Raw genomic sequence first — 22,836 nt, forward strand, 5'->3', positions numbered from 1 at the left:
TCGGCCGTCTAGCGCTGGTAGACCACGCGACCCTCGAAATAGGTTGTCAGCACCTTGGTCCCGGCGATCCGGCCGGGCGGCACGTCAAAGACATTCTGGTCGATGATGATCAGATCGGCCGACTTGCCGACTTCGATCGAACCGGTTTCCGCATCCAGCCCGGATGCCTGCGCCGAATTGATAGTGTAGATGGCGATCGCCGTTTCGAGATCGATCGCCTGTTCCGGCCAAAGCGCCTCACCCGGAAAGGCACCGGATGGATTTCGCCGTGTCACGAGCCCCTCGATGCCACTCCACGGATCGGGGATCGGGCAGACCGGCCAATCGGAACCGCCGGCCAAGAGCGTGCCGGCGTCCAAGAGATCGGCAACCGGCCAGAAGCGTTCCGCACGCTCGCGGCCCATCGCCTCCTTATGGCCTTCCAGAAAGGTGGTGGGGAACCAGATCATCGGGCACAGATCGGCAACCACGCCGAGTTCGGCAAAGCGACGGATATCCTCGTCGCGGATATAGCTTGCATGCGCAATGTGATGCAGCACCGGCGTCGGCCCGTTGAAGTGACGGACCGTCTCGATGGCATCGAGCATCTGCGTCACCGAAGCATCGCCGGTGCAATGGACCTTCAGACCCATGCCGAGCTTCTCGGACCTGTCGATGTAGCGCACCAGATCCGGCTGCGAGACAAGCGTGTGGCCGCGATGGCCGGCGCCATGGGTCGCGTCGGCAACATAGGGATCGTGGAAGGCGGCCGTCCTTGCGCCCGGCACGCCATCGAGGAAGATCTTGGTGAAGTTCGGCCGGACATGCGCGCTGCGGAATTCGTCGCGCCGCTCCAGCAGTGCATCACCGGAAAGCCCGAACATGAAACTCGGCTCGACCAGCGGGATCGACGTCACCGACCAGGCCGTCAGCGCACCCTTGCCATCGAGACGCGAGAGCGCTGCCATGACAGGAAGGACGGAAGCGGCATCCTGGAAAGCCGTGATGCCATAGGCATTGTTGCTTCTGACCGCCTGCGCGACGGCCGCCTCGGCCATATCGTCGGTGAAATCCTTGGCTGCCACGTGTTCGACGATACCGGCGGCCGCTTCGATCAGAATGCCAGTCAGTGCGCCGGTCTTAGGATCGCGGCCGAAGGCTCCATCCACTGGATCGGGGCTGTCAGCACCGATGCCCGAAAGGCGCATCGCCTTGCTGTTGACCCAACGATTGTGCGCAGTCTCGTCGCGAAGCAGGACCGGATGGCCGAGGCTTGCCTTGTCGAGGCGCTCAAGCGCGTCGGCGCTATTGAGCACGGCAAGCATGTCGGCGCCCCATTGGCTGCCGAAAATCCATTGGCCCGGTGCGGCGGCTACGGCTGCCTTGCGGACATGGCCGAGGATCTCCTCCAGGGTTGCCGTGCCAGGAAACCGCTGTTCGAAAAGCTCGGCCTGTCCGCCCATGAGGATGTGGTTGTGCACATCGACAAAGCCGGGCATCGCCATGCGGCCCTCAAGGTCGACAATCTGCGTTGCAGGTCCGGCCCGCAGGCGAACCTCGTCATTGCCTCCAACCGCAACGATACGGCCATCGACGATGGCGATCGCTTCCGCCCAGCTTCGGCGCGGATCGACCGTGTAGATCCGCCCATTGATCAGAATCGTGTCCGCGGCGCGGCCATTGGAAGTCATCCTGCAGTCCCCTTTGGTTCATTATTTGAACCTTCTAGTTGAGAAGAGGATGCATCGGCTTCGGCAGGGTGTCAATATAATTCACACGTTAAATATATAGCAGTAAAGCGATCGGCAACGATCAGGGTGACGACGCCGTCTGCCCCAGTTTGAGCTGTCGCCAATCGCTGGGCGCTACGCCCGTGCGCAAGCGGAAGAAGCGCGAGAAATAGGCTGCATCGCGAAAGCCGATCTCATAGGCGATATCCTCAAGCGGCCGAATGGTGAAGAGCAGCAGACGTTTGGCTTCCAGCAGCCGGCGCTCGTTGATCAGTTCCTTCACCTGCATGCCGAACGCAGCGCCGGTGGCCTTGGCCAGCAGGTGCGGGGTGGACCCAAGAGCATCGGTATAGCGCCCCACGGTCCAGTTTTCGCGAAAATGCGCATCGATCATGCGCCGCAACTGCATTGCAAGCATCATGTCGGGAGATTGCGACGGCGACGGCGCAAACGAGGCAAGACGGGCGATCTGCGTCAGGATCGCCGATGCGAGCGACGCCATCATCGACTGGGTGCCGAAGGCGGCCGTCGCATATTCGTCCGCAATGATGTCCATCAATTGCGACAGGCGCTGCCATTGGCTGTCGCCGCTTACGCCCGCGATCATGACTGGCACGTCGATCGCCAACGCTGTCTGTGCGCGAACTGACAGCATCAACCCGTCGGCGATCGAGATGACGATGGCGTCGCTTTCCCGTGGCTCGACGGAAAAACCGTGTACGATGCCGCTTGGCACAAAGCTGACGGCCGGCGCCGAAAAGTCCAACACCTTGTCTTCGATGAAGTAAGATCCGCGCCCCCGCAGCCAATAGGTTACCTGCGCCAACTGATCATGCTTGTGCGCCTTGACCTGCCCATGATGCAGTCCACGCCGGGCCATCACCGTTTCGACGTGAAAAAACCCCGGCTCCAGCGGCTGCTCCGGCTCGCCGTAGACAAAGAAGCTTGGAATGCCGTCAACCATGGTTCACCCGAAAAAGTACAAGCCATTTTGGCATTCTGTCCATGGCAGCGGCGACAATCAATGCCTAGTCTTGACGAAACTCAAGGAGGAGAACCATGAGAGCTGAGGATTTTCGCGCCGACAAGACGCGCCCGTTTACCGGGACCGAATATCTCGAAAGCCTGCGTGACGGTCGCGAGGTCTACATCAACGGCGAGCGCATTCAGGATGTGACGACGCATCCGGCCATGCGCAACTCCGCGCGATCGCTGGCGAGGCTCTACGATGCACTGCACGATCCCACCAAGAAGGAGGCCCTGACCGCCCCGACCGACACCGGCTCCGGCGGTTACACCCACAAGTACTTCCGTGTCGCCCGCTCGTCCGCCGACCTCGTCGCCCAGCAGGGCGCCATCGCCGAATGGGCGCGCATGTCCTATGGCTGGATGGGGCGCACAGCCGACTACAAGGCGGCGCTGATGAACACGCTCGGCGCCAATGCATCGTGGTACGGCCCGTTCAAGGACAACGCGCTCGCCTGGCACAGCAGAGCCCAGGAGGCGGCGCTGTTCATGAACCACGCGATCGTCAACCCGCCGATCGACCGGCACAAGCCCGCCGACGCGGTCAAGGACGTGTTCGTCCACATCACCAAGGAAACGGACGCGGGCATCTATGTCTCCGGCGCCAAGGTGGTCGCAACCTCATCGGCCCTCACCCACTACAACTTCCTGGCGCAAAGCTCGGCGACCGTGACCGAGGATCCATCGCTCTCGGTGATGTTCATCGTCCCGATGAATGCGCCTGGTATCAAGATGTTCTGCCGCGTTTCCTACGAGCAGACGGCCAATACCGTCGGCCACCCCTTCGACTACCCCCTGTCGTCGCGCTTCGACGAGAACGATGCCATTCTCGTGCTCGACAATGTCTTCGTGCCCTGGGAAGACGTGCTTGTGCTGCGCGATGCCGCCAAGATCCTGTCGTTTCATCCGGCATCGGGCTTCATGCACGGCTACTGCTTCCAGGGCTGCACCCGCTTTGCCGTCAAGCTCGACTTCCTCGCCGGCCTGCTGGCCAAGGCGCTACGCGCCACCGGCGGCGATGCCTTCCGCGGCAACCAGGCGGCACTCGGCGAAGTCATCGCGCTCCGGCACATGTTCTGGAGCTTCTCCAACGCCATGGCCTACAATCCCATTCCCTGGGCGGACGGCGCCGTGCTGCCCAATCTGGAAGCCGCCCTCTCCTACCGGACCTTCATGTCGGAAGCCTATCCCCGGGTGGTCGACACCATTCGCCGGGTCGTCGCTTCTGGCCTCATCTACCTGCCATCCTCGGCCAAGGATTTCGGCAACGGCGAGATCGACCGCTACCTCGCGCAATATGTGCGCGGCTCCAACGACATGGGTCACATCGAACGCATCAAGATCATGAAGCTACTGTGGGACGCGACCGGCACCGAGTTTGGCGGACGGCATGCGCTCTACGAACTCAACTATGCCGGCGCGCCGGAAGAAGTACGCCTCCAGGTACTGAAAGGCGCCGAGCGCGGCGGACGGCTGAGGGAAATGGAAGCGCTCGTCGATACCTGCATGAGCGACTACGACCAGCACGGCTGGACGGGCGACACCTGGCTGCCGCCGCTGGGCGCCGAGACGCCGATCCGCAATGCGGCCGAGTGAGGCGACCGGCATGGAAACGGCTGTCTCGAAGACCGAATTCCGCAACGCGATGGCGCGGGTCTGCGCCCCCGTCAACGTCGTCACCACCAATGGACCCGCCGGACGCGGCGGGTTCACCGCCACCGCAATGTGCTCAGTGACCGACGACCCGCCGAGCCTGCTCGTATGCATGAACCGCAACTCGACGCAATGCGGCCTGTTCATCGATAACCGCCGCTTCTGTGTCAACGTGCTCAGCCACGACCATACAGAACTTGCCGGGCATTTTGCCGGCGCCACCAAGGACATGACGGAGCGCTACGCCGCCGCCGACTGGGTCGAGATGACATCGGGAAGTCTGGCCGTGAAGGATGCGATCGTCTCACTCGACTGCGAGCTCGCGGAGGCACGATTGCTTGGCACCCACCATATCCTGATCGGCCGTGTCGTCGGCATCCGGTCGCGCAGCGACGGCAATGCGCTTCTCTACTTCGACCGCAACTACGTGCACGTGCCGACACAGCTCGGAAGTTTCGGCGGGTAGGCGAGCGACCCAGTTGACCGTTGGCGTGTGCACGCGTCTCGCGGCACCTTTTGAACTCGGATCGCCTGTGATCGTTCAACACGGTCTCATCGCAGGCCGCATTGCCGCAGAGCCGTCGCAATCGACAGGCACATGCGGATTGGCGCCTTTTGCTTTTTCCCGAAACGCGTCTATTTGCCTGGCGCGGAATGAGAAAGGAAATCGGAATGGCGGTGGTTGAGCCAACCGGACGATCGACGACGGACGTTGGAGGCAGGGAATCTGATCGCCTCGCCGCCCTCGGACAACTCGATCTCCTTGAAGCACCGAGGGATCACGGCATTGAACGCGTCGTGCGGCTCATCAAGAACGTCTTTTCAATCGACATCGGGATCGTTTCCCTGATGGACGCCCACCGGCAATGGTACATGGCCTGCTCTGGGCTTTCGGCAGAGGAAATGCCGCGCGAAGACACATTCTGCCAATACGTGGTCGCTTCCGAAAAGCCCCTTATTGTGCACGACACCACGAAAGACCCGCGTTTTTCACAGCATCCGGCCGTGACAGGCGAGGAGCATATTCGGTTTTACGCCGGCGTTCCCCTGAAGACGAGGGACGGACACACAATCGGAACCGTGTGCGCGATCGATCGCACCCCACGAGCTTTTGCCGACAGCGAACTTGACGTTCTGACCGAGCTGGCAGGGGTGGCGATGGACCGGATCGAGTTGCTCCACTCAGCTGCGACGGACGGATTAACCGGCACCCTCACGCGACGCGCCTTCCGCGAAGAGGCGGACAAGCTGATTTCGCTGGCGATCCGGCATGGACACGCCCTTTCGTGCATCGTCCTTGATGTCGATCACTTCAAGCGCGTCAACGATACCTATGGACACTCTGCCGGTGACGAGGTCTTGAAGGCTGTTGCCTCCGCCTGCCAGTCCAGTCTGCGGGCAAGTGACCTGTTCGGACGGCTTGGTGGCGAGGAATTCGCCGTCATGCTGCCGCACGTTGACGCCAAAGGCGCTCTGGCTGCCGCGGAAAAGCTGCGAGGGGCGATTGCCGCCCAGGCAATCCATGGTGACTTTGGCCCACTTGCTGTCACCGCGAGTTTCGGCATTTCGGCACTGTCGACCAACACCAGGGATAGCGCGACATTACTCGCGCAGGCAGACGCAGCAATGTACCTCGCCAAATCCGCCGGCCGAAACCGCTGTGTCGAGTGGGAAGCTGGTCGTCAGGCCGGCCCCCGTCAAAGCGTCCTGAAAGCCGGTGCCATCCTTTACGATGACCGTCGCTCAAAGGTCGGTTGCACGATTAGGTCTCTTGGTCCCGATGGTGCGACGGTCACGGTTTCGAACTCCGCCGGCATTCCGCCGGAACTCGTGCTGGTCGTTGCCGGCGAGGGTTTCGAGACCAGATGCCAAGTGGTCGCACGAGATCGACAGAACCTGGAACTCGCCTTCGGGTAGCACCATATCGCCACGGCCGCGCGGGTCGATCAGAGCTGGATCCAGGCGGTCTTGATGTCCGTGTATTTGTCGAGCGCATGCAGCGACTTGTCGTGGCCGTTGCCCGATTGCTTCACGCCACCGAGTGGCACGGTGTTGTCGGCACCGCCGTAGGTGTTGACATGCACGACGCCGGCCCGGATTGAGCGCACCATGCGATGCGCCCGAGACAGGTTGGCGGTCCAGACTGCCGATGCAAGCCCATATTCGGTGCCGTTGGCGATGCGGAGCGCATCGGCCTCGTCTTCAAAGGGGATGATCGACAGGATCGGGCCGAAGACCTCTTCTCTCGCAAGCGTCATGCTCGGCTCGACGTCGAAGATCGTCGGCTGCATGTAGAAGCCGCCGGTCTCTTCGAGGATGCGTTCTCCGCCGGTCCTTAAGCGTGCGCCCTCGCCCACCGCCTGCTCGGCGAAGCCGAGGTTCTTCTCAAGCTGGATTTCGCTGGAGATAGCGCCGGCTTCCGTCGACAACAGCAGAGGATCTCCCACCTTCATGGTTGCCGCGATTGTGGCCACTTTCTCGGCGAAGGCTTCGTGGATCGACCGCTCAACCAGCAGCCGCGAGCCGGCAACGCAGACCTGGCCGGAGTTGCGGAAGATGCCATAGGCCGAAACCTTGGCCGCCTGATCGAGATCGGGCGCATCGGCAAAGACGATGTTGGGCGACTTGCCGCCGAGCTCCAGATAGACGCGCTTGAGGTTGGAGCGCGCCGAGTACTCCAGCAGCCGCCGGCCGACGCCGCCCGAGCCGGTAAAAGCGAGCACATCGATATCCGCATGGAGGCCGATCGCCTCGCCGGTAACAGTTCCCCTGCCGGTCACGACATTCAACACACCCTCCGGCAGGCCGGCTTCGGCGCAGAGTTCGGCAAGCCGCAGCAGCGTCAGCGACGCACCTTCAGCCGGCTTCAGGATCACCGAATTTCCGGCGGCAAGCGCCGGCGCGATCTTCCAGGCGCCGATCATCAGCGGAAAATTCCAGGGCACGATGGCGGCGATGACACCGACCGGCTCGCGATGGATGAGGCCGAGGACATTGCCCGCGGTCGGCGCGATCTCACCATAGACCTTGTCGATCGCTTCGGCATAGTAGCGGAAGGTGCCGGCAGCGCTGCCGGGCTCCGCCTTCAGCGCCATCGAAATCTCGGTGCCATTGTCGCGCACGCCAAGAACGGCAAGCTCGAGAGCGTTTTTCTCGATGAGTTCGGCGACGCGCAGCAGCACCTTCTTGCGCTCGGCGGGTGCGGCCCTCGACCAGGCGCCCTTCTCGAAGGCCGCGCGGGCGGCCAGGGCAGCGGCATCGACGTCGTCGATGCCGGCATCCGCGATCGTCGTCAGTCGCGTCCCATCAATCGGCGAGATGACGTCAAGCGTCCCGCCGGACGTAGCGTCGCGCCAGACGCCGCCGATGAAGAGTTTTTGCGGCGGCACCACGTCACGGCGCAACTGGTCGATTTTGTCCTGCATCTGTCCCATTCCATGTGTCAGGCGGAAGAGCGGCCGATTTTTCGGCCGCCCCTATCGGATCAGATCTCCTGACCGGCGCCAAGCCGGGCGAATTCGAGCGGGCGGCCCGATTTCAGCATCGCTGCCAGGACGAGGCCGATCACGCCGGCAATGACGACAAGTCCGGGCAGGAAGACTGCAAGCAAACCGGTGGCGCCGGCAAGATCGCCGAAGTTGATCGCAATGGCGATGATCACCGCGATCAGGATCAGACCGGTGATCACCGGGATCACCTTGGTCACAAGCGTATTCGATTCCAGACCCGGATTGCGGTTGAAGAAGGCGACGATGGCAAAGGCGGTAAAGGCCATCAGCACCATGACGGCGAGCGTACCGACATTGGTCAGCCACGAGAACAGCGCCAACACCGGATCCTGCCCGGTTGCGGCAAACAGCGCGACGACGAGCACGGCCGTGATCGTCTGGATGACCGAGCCCGCATGCGGGCTATGATAGACCGGATGGGTTACGCCGATTGAGGCCGGCAACAAGCGCTCGCGACCGGCAACGTAGAGGTAGCGGGCGACACCGTTGTGGAACGCGAGCACGCCGGCAAACAGGCTGGTGACGAAGAGTACGTTCATGATCGGCGGCAGCCAGCCGCCGGCATAGCGCTCGGCGAGACCGAAGAGGAAGGTCGTCGGGTCGGCCAGACCCTGCAGTTCCGGCACCAGCTTGTCGGAGCCGACCGCATTCACCATCAGCCAGGAGGTCAGCATGTAGAAGACGCCGATGATCAGCACGGAGATATAGGTCGCGCGCGGCACGGTCCGATGCGGATCGCGGGCTTCCTCGCTGTAGATCGTCGTCGCCTCGAAGCCGATGAAGGCGGCAAAGCAGAACAGGATGCCGATCGCCGGCGAGCCTGACAGCAGCGCCGAAGGCGTGAACGACGTCATCGTCAGGCCGCTGTCGCCGCCCTTGGCGATGATTGCGACGTCAATGACAAGTACGACGAGGTATTCGAGAATGACCAATACGGTCAGCACCTTCGCCGACAGGTCGACGCGGCGATAGCCGAGAACGCCGACGATAGCGATGCCGATGAAGGTCCAGACCCACCACGGCAGGTCGATACCGAGCCCGGCAAAGAGGCCGGCGGTTGCCGCACCGAACAGGCCGAAGACGCCGATCTGCATAGCGTTATAGGCAAGGATCGCGATCATCGCGGCAGCCCCCCCCATCAACCCGCCCAACCCTTGGGCGGTATAGGCATAGAAGGCGCCGGCGTTGCGGATATGCCGCGCCATGGCGACATAGCCGATCGAGAACATCAACAGGATCAGCGTGACGAGCAGAAACGTGCCGGGGATACCGGCGCCGTTACCGAGCAGCATGGCCAGCGGCACGCCGCCGGCAACCGCCGTCAGCGGCGCTGCGGCCGATACCACGAGAAATGTGACGGCACCGACCCCGAGCGCATTCTTGCGCAACTGGTTGGCGCCGGTTGCGGGCGACGATTGATTGTCCATAGCTTCTTAGCTCCCCTTTTCTTGGCACTATTTGCCTTTGCCTCAGGTCCATCTCTCCAAAGGCATCCTCCGCGAAGCTGCTGCTGACCACGTTGTTTTTTGTTCTTGGTCCCGCGCAATAGTCGGTTCAATATTCAAACCGTTGCTTCAAATATAGACTTGCAAATGACACGGCGACCTGTCAAGTTATTTCGCATGTTAAGTATCTCTGCCAACTAAAAACGCGATACGGGTGGCTCAACCGCCTGAAAATCAAGGGAACAGGCATCGGGATCACTGGCGGCGGCGCTCGACGACGGAGGATTGGATGAGCACAATCGGAAAGGCACTGGCCCTTTTGGACGCGATATCGCGCCTGGACAGGGAAGCGGGTTTGAGCGACATCGCCAGGCACTGCGCGCTCGACAAGGCGACGGCGCGACGCTTTCTCGTCGAGCTTGAAAGACATGGTTTCGTCGAACAGGATCCGGACACCAAGCGCTATCGCATCGGCGGCGCGCCGGTCCGGCTTGCCCGCATCCGGGAAGCACGGTTCCCCTTTCTCACGCTCGCGGTTCCCTTTGTAAAAGAGCTTGCCAACACATCAGGCGAGACCGTGCATCTCTCGGAATTCGTCGCAGGCCGGCTTTCGACCGTTCACGTGGAAGACTCGCCGCGCGCCCATCGGGTCATCGTCGATGTCGGCAGCCCGCTGCCCCTCCATGCAACGGCCTCAGGCCACGCCTTCCTCGCCTTCTGCCCGCCAAGGCAGGTCGAGGATGTCCTGTCGGCACCACTCGAAGCGTTCACCGAACACACGATCACCTCGAAAACCGAACTGCGCCGGCTGCTGACGGAGACCGCCCATCGCGGCTATTCGATCAGCCAGCAGGGCCTGGAGAGTGGCGTCATCAGCGTTGCCGCGCCAATCCGCGCGCCAAACAGCGTGCCGATCGGCGCGATCGCCGTTGCTGCACCTGAGGTGCGCGCAAATGCCGACACGATCGCGGAACTCGGGCCGGCGACGGCGGCGATCGCCAAACGCATTTCCGAGAAATTCTTTGGGTTGGAGCAGGCGACTGCCAATCCGCTGGCAAGGAGGGCCGGCTGATGAATGCAATGAACCGTCTGCCCAACATCCTCGTCGTCGGAACGGGCGACACCAAATGCGAAGAGCTTCAATTCATGGCATCCGTCATCCGCGAGGCCGGTGGCCTGCCGGTGATGATCGACGTCAGCGTTCTCGGTGATCCGCCCTATGCACCGGAATATTCACGTCACGATATTGCCGAAGCGGCCGGCACGTCGATCGTGGCGATCGCCGCAAGCGGCGACGAAAACAGCGCGATGGAGTTGATGGCCAAGGGTGCGGCCGCTCTGACCCGCAGGCTCTATGATGCGGGCCAGGCCAATGGCGTCATCATTCTCGGCGGCTCGATGGGCACCGATCTTGCACTCGATGTCGCAGCATCCCTGCCGCTCGGCGTGCCGAAATTCGTCGTCTCGACCATTGCCTATTCGCACCTGCTGCCGCCGGAGCGCATCGCGCCCGATCTGATGATGATCCTTTGGGCGGGCGGACTATACGGCCTAAACGGCATTTGCCGGTCGGTGCTGTCGCAGGCCTGCGGCGCCGTGGTCGGAGCGGCCCGTTTCGGCACCAGGCCGGACAAGGATCGCCCACTGATCGGGATGACCTCGCTCGGATCGAGCTGCCTCAAATACATGAAGTACCTGAAGCCCGAACTGGAGCGGCGCGGCTATGACGTCGCAGTGTTTCACGCGACCGGCATGGGCGGCCGCGCCTTCGAGGCGATTGCCGCGCAGAACGGCTTTACCGCCGTCTTCGACTTCTGCATCCAGGAGGTCAGCAACCATCACCACGGCACCGTCGTCACCTCCGGACCGGATCGGCTGGAAAATGCCGGCCGCGCCGGGATCCCGCAGCTTGTAGCACCCGGAGCGGTCGACATGGTCGACCTGCCCGCATGGCAGGCGCTGCCCGCCGTTTTTGCGGACCGCCCCTATCACGCCCACAACCGGCTGCTCGGTTCGGTGACCACATCGCCCGAAGGTCGGCGCGAGATAGCCCGCATCATCGGCGGCAAACTCGCCGATACCAGCGCGGAGGTCGCCTTCATCCTGCCGCTCAAGGGCATCCAGGAATGGGACCAACTGGGCGAACCGCTGCACGAACCGGAGGCGCTCGACGCGTTCATCGACGAGATGCGCCGCACCGTGCCGCCGTCCGTCCACCTTCACGAGATCGACAGCCACATCAATGCACCGGAGTTCTCCGCCATGGCGCTTGCCATCTTCGACGACTGGATCGCCCGCGGCGTGATCCCGGAAGGCCGCCCGTGACCAACCGCGCCCTCGTCCTCGACTTCGGCGGCGTCGTCACCCGCACGCTGTTTGAAACCCATGATGTCACCGAGCGGGCGCTCGGCCTTTCGCCTGGCAGCCTGACCTGGCTCGGTCCGTTCGACACGGCGACCGATCCGCTCTGGGTGTCGATGCAAAGGCGTGAGATCACCGAGCGCGACTATTGGATGGAGCGCACCCGCGAAGTCGGCCGTCTTGTCGGCGAAGACTGGAGCGATATGAAGACCTTCGTCCAGCGCGCCCGCGGCGCCGAGCCGGAGCTGGTGCTGCGTCCGGAAGCGCGCGACGCGATCCTGCAGGCCAAGGACGCCGGCATCAGGCTCGCCATTCTTTCCAACGAACTCGATCTTTTCTACGGCGTGGAATTCCGCAAACGCTTTCCGCTGATCGAGCTTTTCGACGTCATCGTCGATGCCACCTACACCGGCATCCTGAAGCCGGACCCACGGGCCTACGAACGCGTGCTCGCCGAACTCGGCCTGCCGCGGGAGGCCTGCGTCTTCGTCGACGACCAGAAGAAGAACATCGAGGGTGCGGAGGCCGTTTCCCTGCCAAACGTGCACTTCGATGTCACCAGACCCGCAGAAAGCTACGCCAGAGCCCTTCGGATGCTCGGCATTTGAACTGACCAGGAGCAAGACATGCGCGAAACCAACTTTCTCATCGAGAACAACGCTCGCCACCTGTGGCACCCGATGGCCCACCCGGCCGAAATGCACGCGACGCCGCCGCGCATCATCAATGCCGGCGAAGGCGTGGAGATCGTCGACATCCACGGCAAGACGGTGCTCGATGCGGTCGGGGGCTTGTGGAACGTCAATCTCGGCTATTCCTGCGAACCGGTGAAGAAGGCGATCCGTGACCAGCTCGACGAGCTGCCCTATTATTCGACCTTCCGCGGCACCACCAATTCGCCGCTGATCGAACTCTCCTATGAACTTGCCGAGTGGTTCAAGGCGGATGGTCTCAGCCGCTCGTTCTTCACTTCGGGTGGCTCGGATTCGGTCGAGACCTGCCTTCGCCTCGCGCGCCAGTACCACAAGCTCAACGGCCAGCCGGAACGTACGAAATTCGTGGCGCTGAAGAAGGGCTATCACGGTACGCATTTCGGCGGCGCATCGGTCAACGGCAACGCCAATTTCCGTCGCAACTACGAGCCGTTGCTGCCGGGCGTCTATCACCTGCCCGCCCCTTATACCTACCGCAACCCGTTTGCGACCACCGATGGCGCCGAGATCGCCAAGGGCATTGCCCGCCTGTTTGAAGACGAGATCGCTTTCCAGGGTGCCGATACCATCGCGGCCCTGATCATGGAGCCGGTGCTCGGCGCCGGCGGCGTGATCGTACCGCACGAGACCTTCATGCCGCTAATGCGCGAGATCTGCGACCGCCACGGCATTCTGCTGATCGCCGATGAGGTGATCACCGCCTTCGGCCGCACCGGCGCCTGGACCGGCTCGCGTCTCTGGGGCGTCAAGCCGGACCTGATGTCGACGGCAAAGGCCATCACCAACGGCTATTATCCCTTCGGTGCGGTGATGATCTCCGACAAGGTGGCCGAAGCCTTCGAAACCAACAAGACGGCTGCCGGCTCGATCGGCCATGGCTACACCTATTCCGGCCATCCGGTCGGGGCCGCCGCGGCTCTTGCCACACTCAAGGAAACCAAACGCCTCGATGTTGCGACGAATGCCGGCGCACGCGGCGAAGAACTGATGGCCGGTCTGCAGGCGTTGTACGTCAAACACGAGTTTATCGGCGATGTCCGCGGCAAAGGCTTGATGTGCGCGCTTGAACTGGTGTCGGATCGCGAGAAGAAATCGCCAGCCGCCAAGGACGTGGTCCAGAAAGTGCAGGACGCGGCCTACGAGGCCGGAGTCATGGTCCGCACATCCGGCCCGAATGTGATCCTGTCGCCGCCACTCGTCATTACCGCTGAGGATGTGACGCGCATTCTTGCGGCTCTCGATGCGGGCCTAAGCGCTGCCGAGGGCAAGTGACATGAGCGATACGGCAGCGCTCAAGGAACGCCGCGAACGGTTGCTCGGCAAGAACATGTCGCTGTTCTACAGCGACCCGGTCCATATCGTCAGAGGCGAAGGCGTATGGCTCTTTGATGCCGACGGCAAACGCTATCTCGACTGCTACAACAATGTGCCGCATGTCGGCCATTGCCATCCGCGCGTTGTCGAGGCGATCTCCCGGCAGGCGTCGACGCTCAATACCCACACTCGCTATCTGCATGAGGGGATCCTCGACTATGTCGAGCGGCTGACGGCGACATTCGACCGCAGCCTCGACACGGCGATCCTCACCTGCACCGGCAGCGAGGCCAACGACATCGCCTTGCGCATGGCCCAGGCGGTGACCGGCAAGACCGGGGTCATCGCCACCGATCACACCTATCACGGCAACACCACTGCTGTTTCACAGCTGTCCACCCGCATGCCGCCGGTCGGTGGCTTCGGCGGCCATGTGCGCCACGTTCCGGCGCCCGACAGCTACCGGCCGCTCGGTGGCGTGCCGGGCGAAGCCTTTTCGGCGGCGTTTGCCGCCGAGGTGGAGAAGGCAATCGCCGATCTGCAGGAGAGCCCCTTTGGCTTCTCCGCCTTGATCATCGATCCGTTCTTCGCCAATGAAGGCTTTCCCGATCTGCCGTCGGGCTTCCTCGACAAGACGGTTGCCGCAGTGCGCAAGGCCGGCGGGGTGGTGATTGCCGATGAGGTGCAGCCAGGTTTCGGCCGCACCGGCGGCCACATGTGGGGTCACCAGAGGGCCGGCATCGTCCCGGACATCGTCACCTTGGGCAAGCCGATGGGCAACGGCCATCCGATTGGCGGCGTCGTTGCCGGCAGCGAAACGTTGAATGCGTTTCGCAAGGCGTTCCGCTACTTCAACACCTTCGGCGGCAACCCGGTCTCCTGCGCAGCGGCGATGGCAGTGCTCGACGTGATCGACGACGAGAAGCTGATCGACAACGCCGGCGAGGTCGGCGCTTACGCCAAGGCCGGCATCGACCGGCTCAGGAACAAGCACGCCATCATCGGCGATATCAGGGGCAGCGGCCTGTTCTTCGGAGCGGAACTCGTGCTCGACCGGGAGAAGAAGACCCCGGCCGTCGATCTCGCCACCAAGGTCGTCAACGACATGCGCGAACGCGGCGTGCTTATGGGCAAGCTCGGCATTCACCAAAACGCGACCAAGATCCGCCCGCCCATGCCGTTTTCCAGGGAGAATGCCGACCTGCTGACGTCGACCCTCGACGACGTCCTGTCGGGCTTGTGAGCAGACCATGGCCGAGCATCTGCCGCAACCTCTGCTCGATGCCCTTGCAGCGCGAGCGCATGAGGCTGCCACCCACTGGGAACTTGAGAACGCCCAGCCGACATTGCTGAAATACCGGGAGAACGCCGTCTTCCGGATCACGCTTGCCGATGGTGAGCCGGCAGCGCTCAGGCTCCATCGGCCCGGTTATCATGACGAAGCCGCGCTACGCTCGGAACTGCAGTTGATGACGGCGCTGCGCGAGAGCGGTCTTGCCGTGCCGAGCGCGGTTGCAACCCCGGGCGGCCACCTTCTCGTCAGTCTCGAGCCGACCGATACTTTTGCTGGCCAGCATGCCGACATCGTCAGCTGGATGCCTGGCGCGCCTCTTGGCGAAAGCGGCGTTCCGCTCGCCTATAGCGGCGCGCGACAGATTGCGATTTTTCATGCGCTCGGCGTCATGATGGCCGACATGCACGATCTTGCCGATCGCTGGTCGGTGCCATCAGGCTTCAAACGTGCAGCGTGGGACGTCGAGGGACTGCTTGGCGACAGGCCGGTCTGGGGCCGCTTCTGGGACTGCGATGGCCTGTCCAACGAACAGAAGCTTGGTCTGTGCGATCTGCGCACCCAACTCCGACGCATCTTCGATGCGATGTCGGACAACGAACTCGACTACGGCCTGATCCATGCCGACCTCGTGCGCGAGAATGTGCTGGTTCAGGGCGACGGCGTGGCGTTCATCGATTTCGACGATGCGGGCTTCGGCTTTCGCCTGTTTGATATCGCCACGGCGCTTCTGAAGAACCGAAACGAGCCGAATTACGAGGCGATCGAGAGGTCATTGATCTCTGGATACCGGAGCAGGCGGCCGCTCACCGATGCCAGCCTCTCGACGCTGCCGATCTTCACGACGCTTCGTTGCCTGACCTATATCGGCTGGTTTGCCGAGCGGCCCGAGCTTCCCGGCGCTCGACCCCGCGTGCGTCGCTACGCCGATGACGCGCTGCAGTTGGCGCAAGCGTTGCCGGCCTTAGCATGACGTCCGCCTGCGACCGCTCAGTCGCCGAGCGTTGCGAGTTCGTCCAGCATGTCGAGCAGCACCTCGACGCGTTCACGACCATAACGCGTTTCGAGCTGGTCGTAGATCGCCCGGCTTTCCGGGCCGACATCGGCAATGACACGCATGCCGGCAGGCGCGATCTCGAGCAGCACGCGGCGCCCGTCATCGGCGTCCTTGTGTTTGGTGATCAGTCCGCGTTCCTCGAGGGAGCGGATGATCCGCGTCAGGCTCGGCGCCAGGATGAAGGCTTTGTCGGCCATCTCGGACGCGTCGACCTTGCCGGATTCGGCCAGAATCCGGATGACGCGCCATTGTTGCTCGGTGATTTCGTGACGTGCCAGCATCGGCCGGAAATGCCCCATCACCGCTTCGCGCGCACGCAGAAGCGCGATCGGCAAAGATCGACGCGTATTGTGGGGAAGAAGGGCGTCGGGCCCAAGCTCGGTAGGGGTTTTCGCACGGCTCATGCCCGATCTATGGGCGATTTTTTTGCTTTCTGCAATTGCCGTCGGAAACCCGACCGGCGCGAAAGCCGCTTGACAGCGCATGCCTTATTGTTAACATGTTAAATAATAGCTCGATGACCTGAGGACCGAAAATGCCGCACTTCACGATCGAATATTCCGCCAATCTCGACGCGCGTGTCGACTTCGACCGTCTGTGCCGCACGATCCACAAGACCATCCTCGACACTGGCCTCTTCGAAATCGGCGCCATCCGCGTGCGCACGATCCGCTGCGCCGACTATGCGGTTGCCGATCTCTTGCCTGAGAACGGCTTCATCGACATGGCCTTCCGCATCGGACACGGTCGCTCGGATGCGGAAAAAAAGGCGACCGGGACAGCCATTTTCGAGGCGGTCACACAGGAGCTCGCCAGCCTTTTCGCCACGCCCCATTTCGCACTCAGCCTCGAGGTCCGTGAGATCGATCCGGACCTCAGCTGGAAGAAGAACGCGATCCATCCACGACTCCGCCCGAAGGGCAACTGACACCGACGGAAGTCGGCACAACGTTTCTGCGCCCGCTTGAACGGCAGCGCACCACGACTGGAGAATGACATGTCCAAACTCGACGAGAACCTCACGAAGGCGGAAGCCTATCTCGCCCGCTTCCGCACGCACGGCGTCTTGAACCATATCAATGGCGAAGCCGTGCCGGCAATCGACGGCGACAGCTTCGGGACGATCTCGCCGGTCGATCTGAAGACGCTTGCAACCGTCTCGCGCGGCAAGGCAGCCGATATCGATCGCGCCGCCCGCGCCGCCAAGGAAGCTTTCCCGGCCTGGGCCGCAATGCCGGGCGACGCGCGCAAGAAGCTCCTGCACAAGATCGCCGACGCCATCGTTGCACGCGCAGAAGAAATCGCCTTCGTCGAGTGCATGGACACGGGACAGTCGCTGAAGTTCATGGCCAAGGCAGCCCTGCGCGGCGCGGAGAACTTTCGCTTCTTCGCCGACCGTGCGCCGGAGGCTCGTGACGGCAAAATGCTCCGCGCGACCGACCAGATCAACATGACCACGCGCGTGCCGATCGGCCCGGTTGGCATCATCACGCCGTGGAACACGCCGTTCATGCTGTCGACATGGAAGATCGCGCCGGCGCTTGCGGCCGGCTGCACCATCGTGCACAAGCCGGCCGAATTCTCGCCGCTGACGGCGCGCCTGCTCGTCGAGATCGCCGAGGACGCTGGCCTTCCCAAGGGCGTCTGGAACCTCGTCAACGGCTTTGGCGAGGACGCAGGCAAGGCGCTGACCGAGCATCCCGCGATCAAGGCCATCGGCTTTGTCGGCGAGAGCCGCACCGGGTCGCTGATCATGAAGCAAGGCGCCGATACGCTGAAGCGGGTGCATTTCGAACTCGGCGGCAAGAACCCGGTCGTCGTCTTTGCCGACGCCGATCTGGAACGGGCTGCCGACGCGGCGGTCTTCATGATCTATTCGCTGAACGGCGAGCGCTGCACCTCTTCCTCCCGCCTCTTGGTGGAACAGAGCATCTACGACCGCTTCACCGCGTTGGTGGCCGAAAAGGCCAAACGCATCAAAATCGGCCATCCGCTCGATCCTGAGACGGTCGTCGGCCCGCTGATCCACCCGGAGCACGAAAAGAAGGTGCTGGAGTACATCGACATCGGCCAGAAGGAAGGGGCGACGGTTGCCGCCGGCGGCTCCAAATTCGAGGGTCCCGGCGGCGGATGCTACGTCCAGCCGACGCTGTTTACCGGCGCCAACAATGCCATGCGCATCGCTCAGGAGGAAATTTTTGGCCCGGTCCTGACCGCCATTCCCTTCAAGGACGAGGCCGAGGCGCTGGCCCTCGCAAACGACGTTCAATACGGCTTGACCGGCTACCTCTGGACCTCCGACGTCACGCGTGCCTTCCGCTTCACCGACCACCTCGAAGCCGGGATGATCTGGGTCAATTCGGAGAACGTCCGTCACCTGCCGACACCCTTCGGCGGCGTCAAGAGCTCCGGCATCGGACGCGACGGCGGCGACTGGTCGTTCGACTTCTACATGGAAACCAAGAACATCGCGTTTGCCAGCTCGGCCCATGCGATCGCCAAGCTCGGCGGCTGAGCGCGAGATAGAACCGCGCCGCCCAAAATCTGGAGGAGACAACAATGCCCTTACCGAAACCGAACCTTCATCCGCCCTTCAACATCGTGCGGTTGAGCCATGTCGAACTCGCCGTCACCGATCTCGCCAAGTCGCGCGCCTTCTATGTCGACGTGCTCGGCCTGCAAGTGACCGACGAGACCACCGACACGATCTATCTGCGTGCGATGGAAGAACGCGGCCATCATTGCATCGTGCTGAAGAAGGCGACGACAGCCGAGGCCCGCGATCTCGGTTTCAAGGTTTTCGGCGATGAGGACCTCGACAAGGCGGCGCATTTCTTCAAGCAGAAGGCGTTGCCGGTCGAATGGATCGAGCGTCCCTACCAGTCGCGCACCTTCCGCACCCGCGATCCCCAAGGCATCCCGCTCGAATTCTATTCGAAAATGGACCGCCTGCCGCCGATCCACCAGAAATATGCGCTTTATCGCGGCGTGAAGCCGTTGCGCATCGACCACTTCAACTGCTTCTCGCCCAATGTCGATGACGCCGTCGCCTTCTACAACGAAATCGGCTTCCGGGTGACCGAATATACGGCCGACGAAGAGACCGGCCGTCTCTGGGCCGCCTGGACCCACCGCAAGGGCGGCGTGCACGACATCGCCTTTACCAACGGTCGCGGGCCGCGACTGCACCACACGGCCTTCTGGGTGCCGACGCCACTCAACATCATCGACCTGCTCGACCTGATGTCGACCTCCGGTTGGCTCGCCAACATCGAGCGCGGTCCTGGCCGCCACGGCATCTCCAATGCCTTCTTCCTCTATGTCCGCGACCCGGATGGCCATCGCATCGAGATCTATTGCTCGGATTACCAGACGGTCGATCCTGATCTCGAACCAATCAAATGGGATCTCAAGGACCCGCAGCGCCAGACGCTTTGGGGCGCGCCGGCGCCACGCTCCTGGTTCGAGGAAGGCAGCCAGTTTGCCGGCGCCGAGACGATGGAATCGGCATTGAAGGCGCAACCTATCATCGCCCCGTAAATCGGGGCATGAAAGGCTGGGTGCCGGCACAAGAGGTCTGGCAGCCATCGGCACAAGGGGAGGAACGGAATGGACGAGAAGACTTTCGGGGAGTGGTCGCAGAAGGCTGCGGAATGGGGATCGGCCTATAGGGCGTCGTTGCGCGACCGCCCGGTTCGTGCCCAGACGGCACCCGGCGCGATCGCCGCCCAGCTCCCGACGAACCCGCCCCAGACCGGCGAGGACATGCAGGCGATCTTCGAGGATTTCGAGAAGATCATCCTGCCGGGAATGACCCACTGGCAGCACCCGCGTTTCTTCGCCTATTTCCCCGCCAATGCTGCGCCCGTCTCCGTCATCGCCGAGTATCTGGTGACGGCAATGGCCGCCCAATGCATGCTGTGGCAGACCTCGCCGGCGGCAACCGAGCTTGAAACCAGGGTTCTCGATTGGCTGCGCCAGGCAATCGGCCTGCCCGACGGCTTTTCCGGCGTCATCCAGGACTCGGCCTCCTCCGCCACGCTGTCTGCCGTGCTCGTCATGCGCGAGCGCGCCTTGAACTGGAAGGGCAACAAACAAGGCCTCAGCGCGCACGCTCCCTTGCGCATCTACTCCTCGGACCAGGTCCACACCTCGATCGACAGGGCCATCTGGGTGTCGGGCATCGGCGAGGAAAACCTCGTGCGCATCCCGGTGACCGGGCCGCTGCAGTCCATGGATTGCCAGGCGCTCGAAGCGGCAATATTGAGAGACAAGGCCGCAGGGCTTCTGCCGGCCGGCGTGATCGCCTGCACCGGCGGCACCAGTACCGGCGCCTGCGACGATATCGCCGCGGTCGTGCGGATCGCCCACAAGCATGGCCTTTATGTCCATGTCGATGCGGCATGGGCAGGCTCCGCGATGATCTGCGAGGAATTCCGCTCACTCTGGGCCGGTGTCGAAGAGGCGGATTCAGTCGTCTTCAACCCGCACAAATGGCTCGGCGCCCAGTTCGACTGCTCCGCGCACTTCATCCGCAATCCGGATGATCTCGTCCGCACGCTGGCGATCCAGCCGGAATATCTGAAGACACACGGCCGCGACGGCATCATCAACTATTCCGAATGGACGATCCCGCTCGGCCGACGCTTCCGCGCATTGAAACTGTGGTTCCTGCTGCGCTTCCACGGGCTGGACGGCTTGAAGACGATGATCCGCAACCATGTCGCCTGGGCGAGCCGCCTTGCCGAGCGCCTCGGAGCGAATGACGACTTCGAAATCGTCACGGCCCCGCGCTTCTCGCTGTTTTCGTTCCGACATCGCGGTGGCGCCGACAGCGATGCTCACAACATCGCACTCGTCAACGCCATCAACGACGATGGCCGGATCTACCTGACCCAGACGCGGGTCGACGGCCGCGTCGCCATCCGCTTCCAGGCCGGCCAATTCGACATGACGGAGGCGGATGCCGATGTCGCGTTCGATGTCATCACCGAGATCGCGGTGCGAATGTCAAACCAGTGATCCACGAGATCAAACATGCCTGCCCGTCGGCATCGCCTGACCAGGCCGGAGGATTGAAATGACCTTTGCGAAATTCGCCACCTTCGCCGCCGCTGGCGGCCAGGGATACGGCCTTGTCACCCAAGATGGCATCATCGACCTATCCCGGCGCTACGGCTCGAAGTGGCCGACGCTGCGGGAAGTCGTCGCCGACGGCGCCCTGACAAAACTGGCGGACGAGGCTTCCGCCCTCGCTCCGGATTTGTCACTCGCCGATATCCGCTTCGAGATCCCGATCCCTGCACCGGAAAAGATCATCTGCGTCGGCGTCAATTTCCCCGATCGCAACGAAGAGTATCGGGATGGGCAGGCAGCGCCTTCCAACCCGTCACTGTTCATCCGCTTTCCGCGCTCCTTCACCGGTCACGGGCAACCACTGATCCGTCCACCCGAAAGCCCGCAGCTCGACTACGAGGGCGAGATCGTCATTGTCATCGGCAAGGGGGGCCGGCGCATCCCCGAGGCCTCGGCGCTCGACCACATCGCCGCGCTGTCGCTGTGCAACGAAGGCACGATCCGCGACTGGGTGCGGCACGCCAAGTTCAACGTGACGCAGGGCAAGAACTTCGACCGCACCGGGTCGATCGGGCCATGGATGGTTCCCTACACCAACGAGGCGCAGATCGCCGACATCAAGCTTGAGACCCGCGTCAATGGCGAGGTCCGCCAGCAGGACCGCACAAGCCGGATGATCTTCTCGTTCCGCAAGATCATCAACTACGTCTCCACCTTCACGACGCTGGCGCCAGGCGACGTCATCGTCACGGGGACGCCGACCGGCGCCGGCGCCCGTTTTGACCCACCGATCTGGCTGAAACCCGGCGATATCGTCGAGGTCGAGGCCGATGGCATCGGCGTGCTGCGCAACCCTATCGCCGACGAGACCTGATCCATGTTGAATACGACCGAAATCGCCGATGCGGCAAAGGCGCTGGATGAGGCGGAAAAAAACCGCGTCCAGACCCACCTCCTCTCCCTGAAGCATCCCGGCATGACGATGGACGACGCCTATGCCGTGCAAGCGGCCTGGGTGAAGCAGAAGATCGCGCGGGGTCGCCGGGTCATCGGCTGGAAGATCGGGCTCACCTCCAAGGCGATGCAATATGCGCTCAACATCGACATCCCCGATTCCGGCGTGCTGTTCGACGACATGATGTTCGAGGATGGCGCGACGATCCCGAAGAACCGCTTCATCCAGCCGCGCATCGAGGCCGAGATCGCCTTCGTCATGAAGGCGCCGCTCGCCGGCCCCAATGTCAGCGTCTTCGACGTGCTCAACGCCACGGACTACGTCACCCCGGCGCTTGAAATCCTAGATACGCGCATCCTGCGTGTCGATCCGGAAACGAAGAAGGCCCGCACCATCGTCGACACGATTTCCGACAACGCCGCCAATGCCGGCATCGTCATCGGCGGCCGGGCCATGCGCCCGCAGGATGTCGACATGCGCTGGATGGGCGCCATCGTCTCGCGCAATGCCGAGGTCGAAGAGACCGGGCTGGGTGCCGGCGTGCTCAACCATCCCGCCCGCGGCATCGCCTGGCTTGCCAACCGGCTTTCCAGCTATGGCGACCGCATCGACGCCGGGCAGGTCGTGCTTGCCGGCTCCTTCATCCGCCCCGTCGAGGCCCGCCACGGCGACACCATTGTCGCCGATTTCGGGCCGCAGGGAACCGTCAGCTGTTACTTCGAATAGG

General features: G+C 62.8%; 20 protein-coding genes. 15 read left to right on the forward strand and 5 right to left on the reverse strand.

The window, feature by feature from the left end; all coding sequences use genetic code 11:
- Nucleotides 1-8: 8 nt before the first annotated feature.
- Together LPJGGPFB_RS28965 and LPJGGPFB_RS28970 are read right to left on the reverse strand one after the other, a co-directional pair.
- Nucleotides 9-1,670, reverse strand: coding sequence for an amidohydrolase (locus LPJGGPFB_RS28965; protein WP_173423375.1), 1,662 nt, complete (start codon nucleotides 1,668-1,670; stop codon nucleotides 9-11).
- A gap of 121 nt (nucleotides 1,671-1,791) precedes the next feature.
- Nucleotides 1,792-2,673, reverse strand: a complete 882-nt coding sequence (locus tag LPJGGPFB_RS28970; RefSeq protein ID WP_173423376.1) for a helix-turn-helix domain-containing protein — start codon at nucleotides 2,671-2,673, stop codon at nucleotides 1,792-1,794.
- A gap of 95 nt (nucleotides 2,674-2,768) precedes the next feature.
- Here LPJGGPFB_RS28970 and LPJGGPFB_RS28975 point away from each other — a divergent pair, with 95 nt between their 5' ends.
- From LPJGGPFB_RS28975 to LPJGGPFB_RS28985, 3 genes are all read left to right on the forward strand, one after another.
- Nucleotides 2,769-4,331 carry a 4-hydroxyphenylacetate 3-hydroxylase N-terminal domain-containing protein gene (locus LPJGGPFB_RS28975; protein WP_173423377.1) on the forward strand — a complete coding sequence of 521 codons (1,563 nt, stop codon included), beginning with the start codon at nucleotides 2,769-2,771 and terminating at the stop codon, nucleotides 4,329-4,331.
- A gap of 10 nt (nucleotides 4,332-4,341) precedes the next feature.
- Nucleotides 4,342-4,854, forward strand: coding sequence for a flavin reductase (locus tag LPJGGPFB_RS28980; protein WP_173423378.1), 513 nt, complete (start codon nucleotides 4,342-4,344; stop codon nucleotides 4,852-4,854).
- A gap of 206 nt (nucleotides 4,855-5,060) precedes the next feature.
- Complete coding sequence (locus LPJGGPFB_RS28985; RefSeq protein ID WP_173423379.1) at nucleotides 5,061-6,305, forward strand: GGDEF domain-containing protein; 1,245 nt, start codon at nucleotides 5,061-5,063, stop codon at nucleotides 6,303-6,305.
- 29 nt (nucleotides 6,306-6,334) lie between these two features.
- On the opposite strand, the gene LPJGGPFB_RS28990 is transcribed toward LPJGGPFB_RS28985, so the two are convergent.
- Together LPJGGPFB_RS28990 and LPJGGPFB_RS28995 are read right to left on the reverse strand one after the other, a co-directional pair.
- Complete coding sequence (locus LPJGGPFB_RS28990) at nucleotides 6,335-7,813, reverse strand: aldehyde dehydrogenase (protein ID WP_173423380.1); 1,479 nt, start codon at nucleotides 7,811-7,813, stop codon at nucleotides 6,335-6,337.
- A gap of 59 nt (nucleotides 7,814-7,872) precedes the next feature.
- Nucleotides 7,873-9,324: an APC family permease gene (locus LPJGGPFB_RS28995; protein ID WP_173423381.1), complete on the reverse strand. Its 1,452-nt coding sequence runs from the start codon at nucleotides 9,322-9,324 to the stop codon at nucleotides 7,873-7,875.
- Between the two features lie 307 nt (nucleotides 9,325-9,631).
- Between LPJGGPFB_RS28995 and LPJGGPFB_RS29000 the strand changes: the two genes are divergently transcribed.
- Genes LPJGGPFB_RS29000 through LPJGGPFB_RS29025 form a run of 6 tightly spaced genes read left to right on the forward strand, consistent with a single transcriptional unit; the run spans nucleotide 9,632 to nucleotide 15,994 of the window.
- On the forward strand, nucleotides 9,632-10,414 hold the full coding sequence (locus LPJGGPFB_RS29000) for an IclR family transcriptional regulator (RefSeq protein ID WP_173423382.1): 783 nt from the start codon (nucleotides 9,632-9,634) through the stop codon (nucleotides 10,412-10,414).
- Complete coding sequence (locus tag LPJGGPFB_RS29005; protein WP_234903114.1) at nucleotides 10,414-11,667, forward strand: Tm-1-like ATP-binding domain-containing protein; 1,254 nt, start codon at nucleotides 10,414-10,416, stop codon at nucleotides 11,665-11,667. The genes LPJGGPFB_RS29000 and LPJGGPFB_RS29005 overlap by 1 nt, the downstream gene beginning before the upstream one ends.
- The gene (locus LPJGGPFB_RS29010; protein ID WP_173423383.1) at nucleotides 11,664-12,311 is read left to right on the forward strand and encodes an HAD-IA family hydrolase; all 648 of its coding nucleotides are present in this window, start codon (nucleotides 11,664-11,666) and stop codon (nucleotides 12,309-12,311) included. The genes LPJGGPFB_RS29005 and LPJGGPFB_RS29010 overlap by 4 nt, the downstream gene beginning before the upstream one ends.
- A gap of 18 nt (nucleotides 12,312-12,329) precedes the next feature.
- Nucleotides 12,330-13,688: an aspartate aminotransferase family protein gene (locus tag LPJGGPFB_RS29015; RefSeq protein ID WP_173423384.1), complete on the forward strand. Its 1,359-nt coding sequence runs from the start codon at nucleotides 12,330-12,332 to the stop codon at nucleotides 13,686-13,688.
- 1 nt (nucleotide 13,689) lies between these two features.
- Complete coding sequence (locus LPJGGPFB_RS29020) at nucleotides 13,690-14,973, forward strand: aspartate aminotransferase family protein (protein WP_173423385.1); 1,284 nt, start codon at nucleotides 13,690-13,692, stop codon at nucleotides 14,971-14,973.
- A 7-nt stretch (nucleotides 14,974-14,980) separates the two neighbouring features.
- Complete coding sequence (locus LPJGGPFB_RS29025) at nucleotides 14,981-15,994, forward strand: phosphotransferase enzyme family protein (protein ID WP_173423386.1); 1,014 nt, start codon at nucleotides 14,981-14,983, stop codon at nucleotides 15,992-15,994.
- A 17-nt stretch (nucleotides 15,995-16,011) separates the two neighbouring features.
- Here LPJGGPFB_RS29025 and hpaR read toward each other — a convergent pair whose 3' ends face one another.
- Nucleotides 16,012-16,482 carry a homoprotocatechuate degradation operon regulator HpaR gene (gene hpaR / locus LPJGGPFB_RS29030; protein WP_173423387.1) on the reverse strand — a complete coding sequence of 157 codons (471 nt, stop codon included), beginning with the start codon at nucleotides 16,480-16,482 and terminating at the stop codon, nucleotides 16,012-16,014.
- Between the two features lie 131 nt (nucleotides 16,483-16,613).
- On the opposite strand from hpaR, the gene LPJGGPFB_RS29035 reads away from it, so the two are divergent.
- From LPJGGPFB_RS29035 to hpaH, 6 genes are all read left to right on the forward strand, one after another.
- Complete coding sequence (locus LPJGGPFB_RS29035) at nucleotides 16,614-17,006, forward strand: 5-carboxymethyl-2-hydroxymuconate Delta-isomerase (RefSeq protein ID WP_173423388.1); 393 nt, start codon at nucleotides 16,614-16,616, stop codon at nucleotides 17,004-17,006.
- Between the two features lie 69 nt (nucleotides 17,007-17,075).
- Entirely contained in the window at nucleotides 17,076-18,593 is a 1,518-nt protein-coding gene (gene hpaE / locus LPJGGPFB_RS29040) for a 5-carboxymethyl-2-hydroxymuconate semialdehyde dehydrogenase (protein ID WP_173423389.1), read from the forward strand.
- A 44-nt stretch (nucleotides 18,594-18,637) separates the two neighbouring features.
- Nucleotides 18,638-19,618: a 3,4-dihydroxyphenylacetate 2,3-dioxygenase gene (gene hpaD, locus LPJGGPFB_RS29045; protein ID WP_173423390.1), complete on the forward strand. Its 981-nt coding sequence runs from the start codon at nucleotides 18,638-18,640 to the stop codon at nucleotides 19,616-19,618.
- A 69-nt stretch (nucleotides 19,619-19,687) separates the two neighbouring features.
- Nucleotides 19,688-21,100 (forward strand): pyridoxal phosphate-dependent decarboxylase family protein, encoded by a 1,413-nt coding sequence (locus LPJGGPFB_RS29050; protein ID WP_173423391.1) that lies wholly within the window; start codon nucleotides 19,688-19,690, stop codon nucleotides 21,098-21,100.
- A gap of 58 nt (nucleotides 21,101-21,158) precedes the next feature.
- On the forward strand, nucleotides 21,159-22,028 hold the full coding sequence (locus LPJGGPFB_RS29055) for a fumarylacetoacetate hydrolase family protein (RefSeq protein ID WP_173423392.1): 870 nt from the start codon (nucleotides 21,159-21,161) through the stop codon (nucleotides 22,026-22,028).
- A 3-nt stretch (nucleotides 22,029-22,031) separates the two neighbouring features.
- On the forward strand, nucleotides 22,032-22,835 hold the full coding sequence (gene hpaH / locus LPJGGPFB_RS29060) for a 2-oxo-hept-4-ene-1,7-dioate hydratase (RefSeq protein WP_173423393.1): 804 nt from the start codon (nucleotides 22,032-22,034) through the stop codon (nucleotides 22,833-22,835).
- The last annotated feature ends 1 nt before the right edge of the window (nucleotide 22,836 follow it).

Source organism: Ensifer adhaerens (assembly GCF_013283195.1).
GTDB classification, from domain to species: Bacteria; Pseudomonadota; Alphaproteobacteria; order Rhizobiales; family Rhizobiaceae; genus Ensifer; species Ensifer adhaerens_G.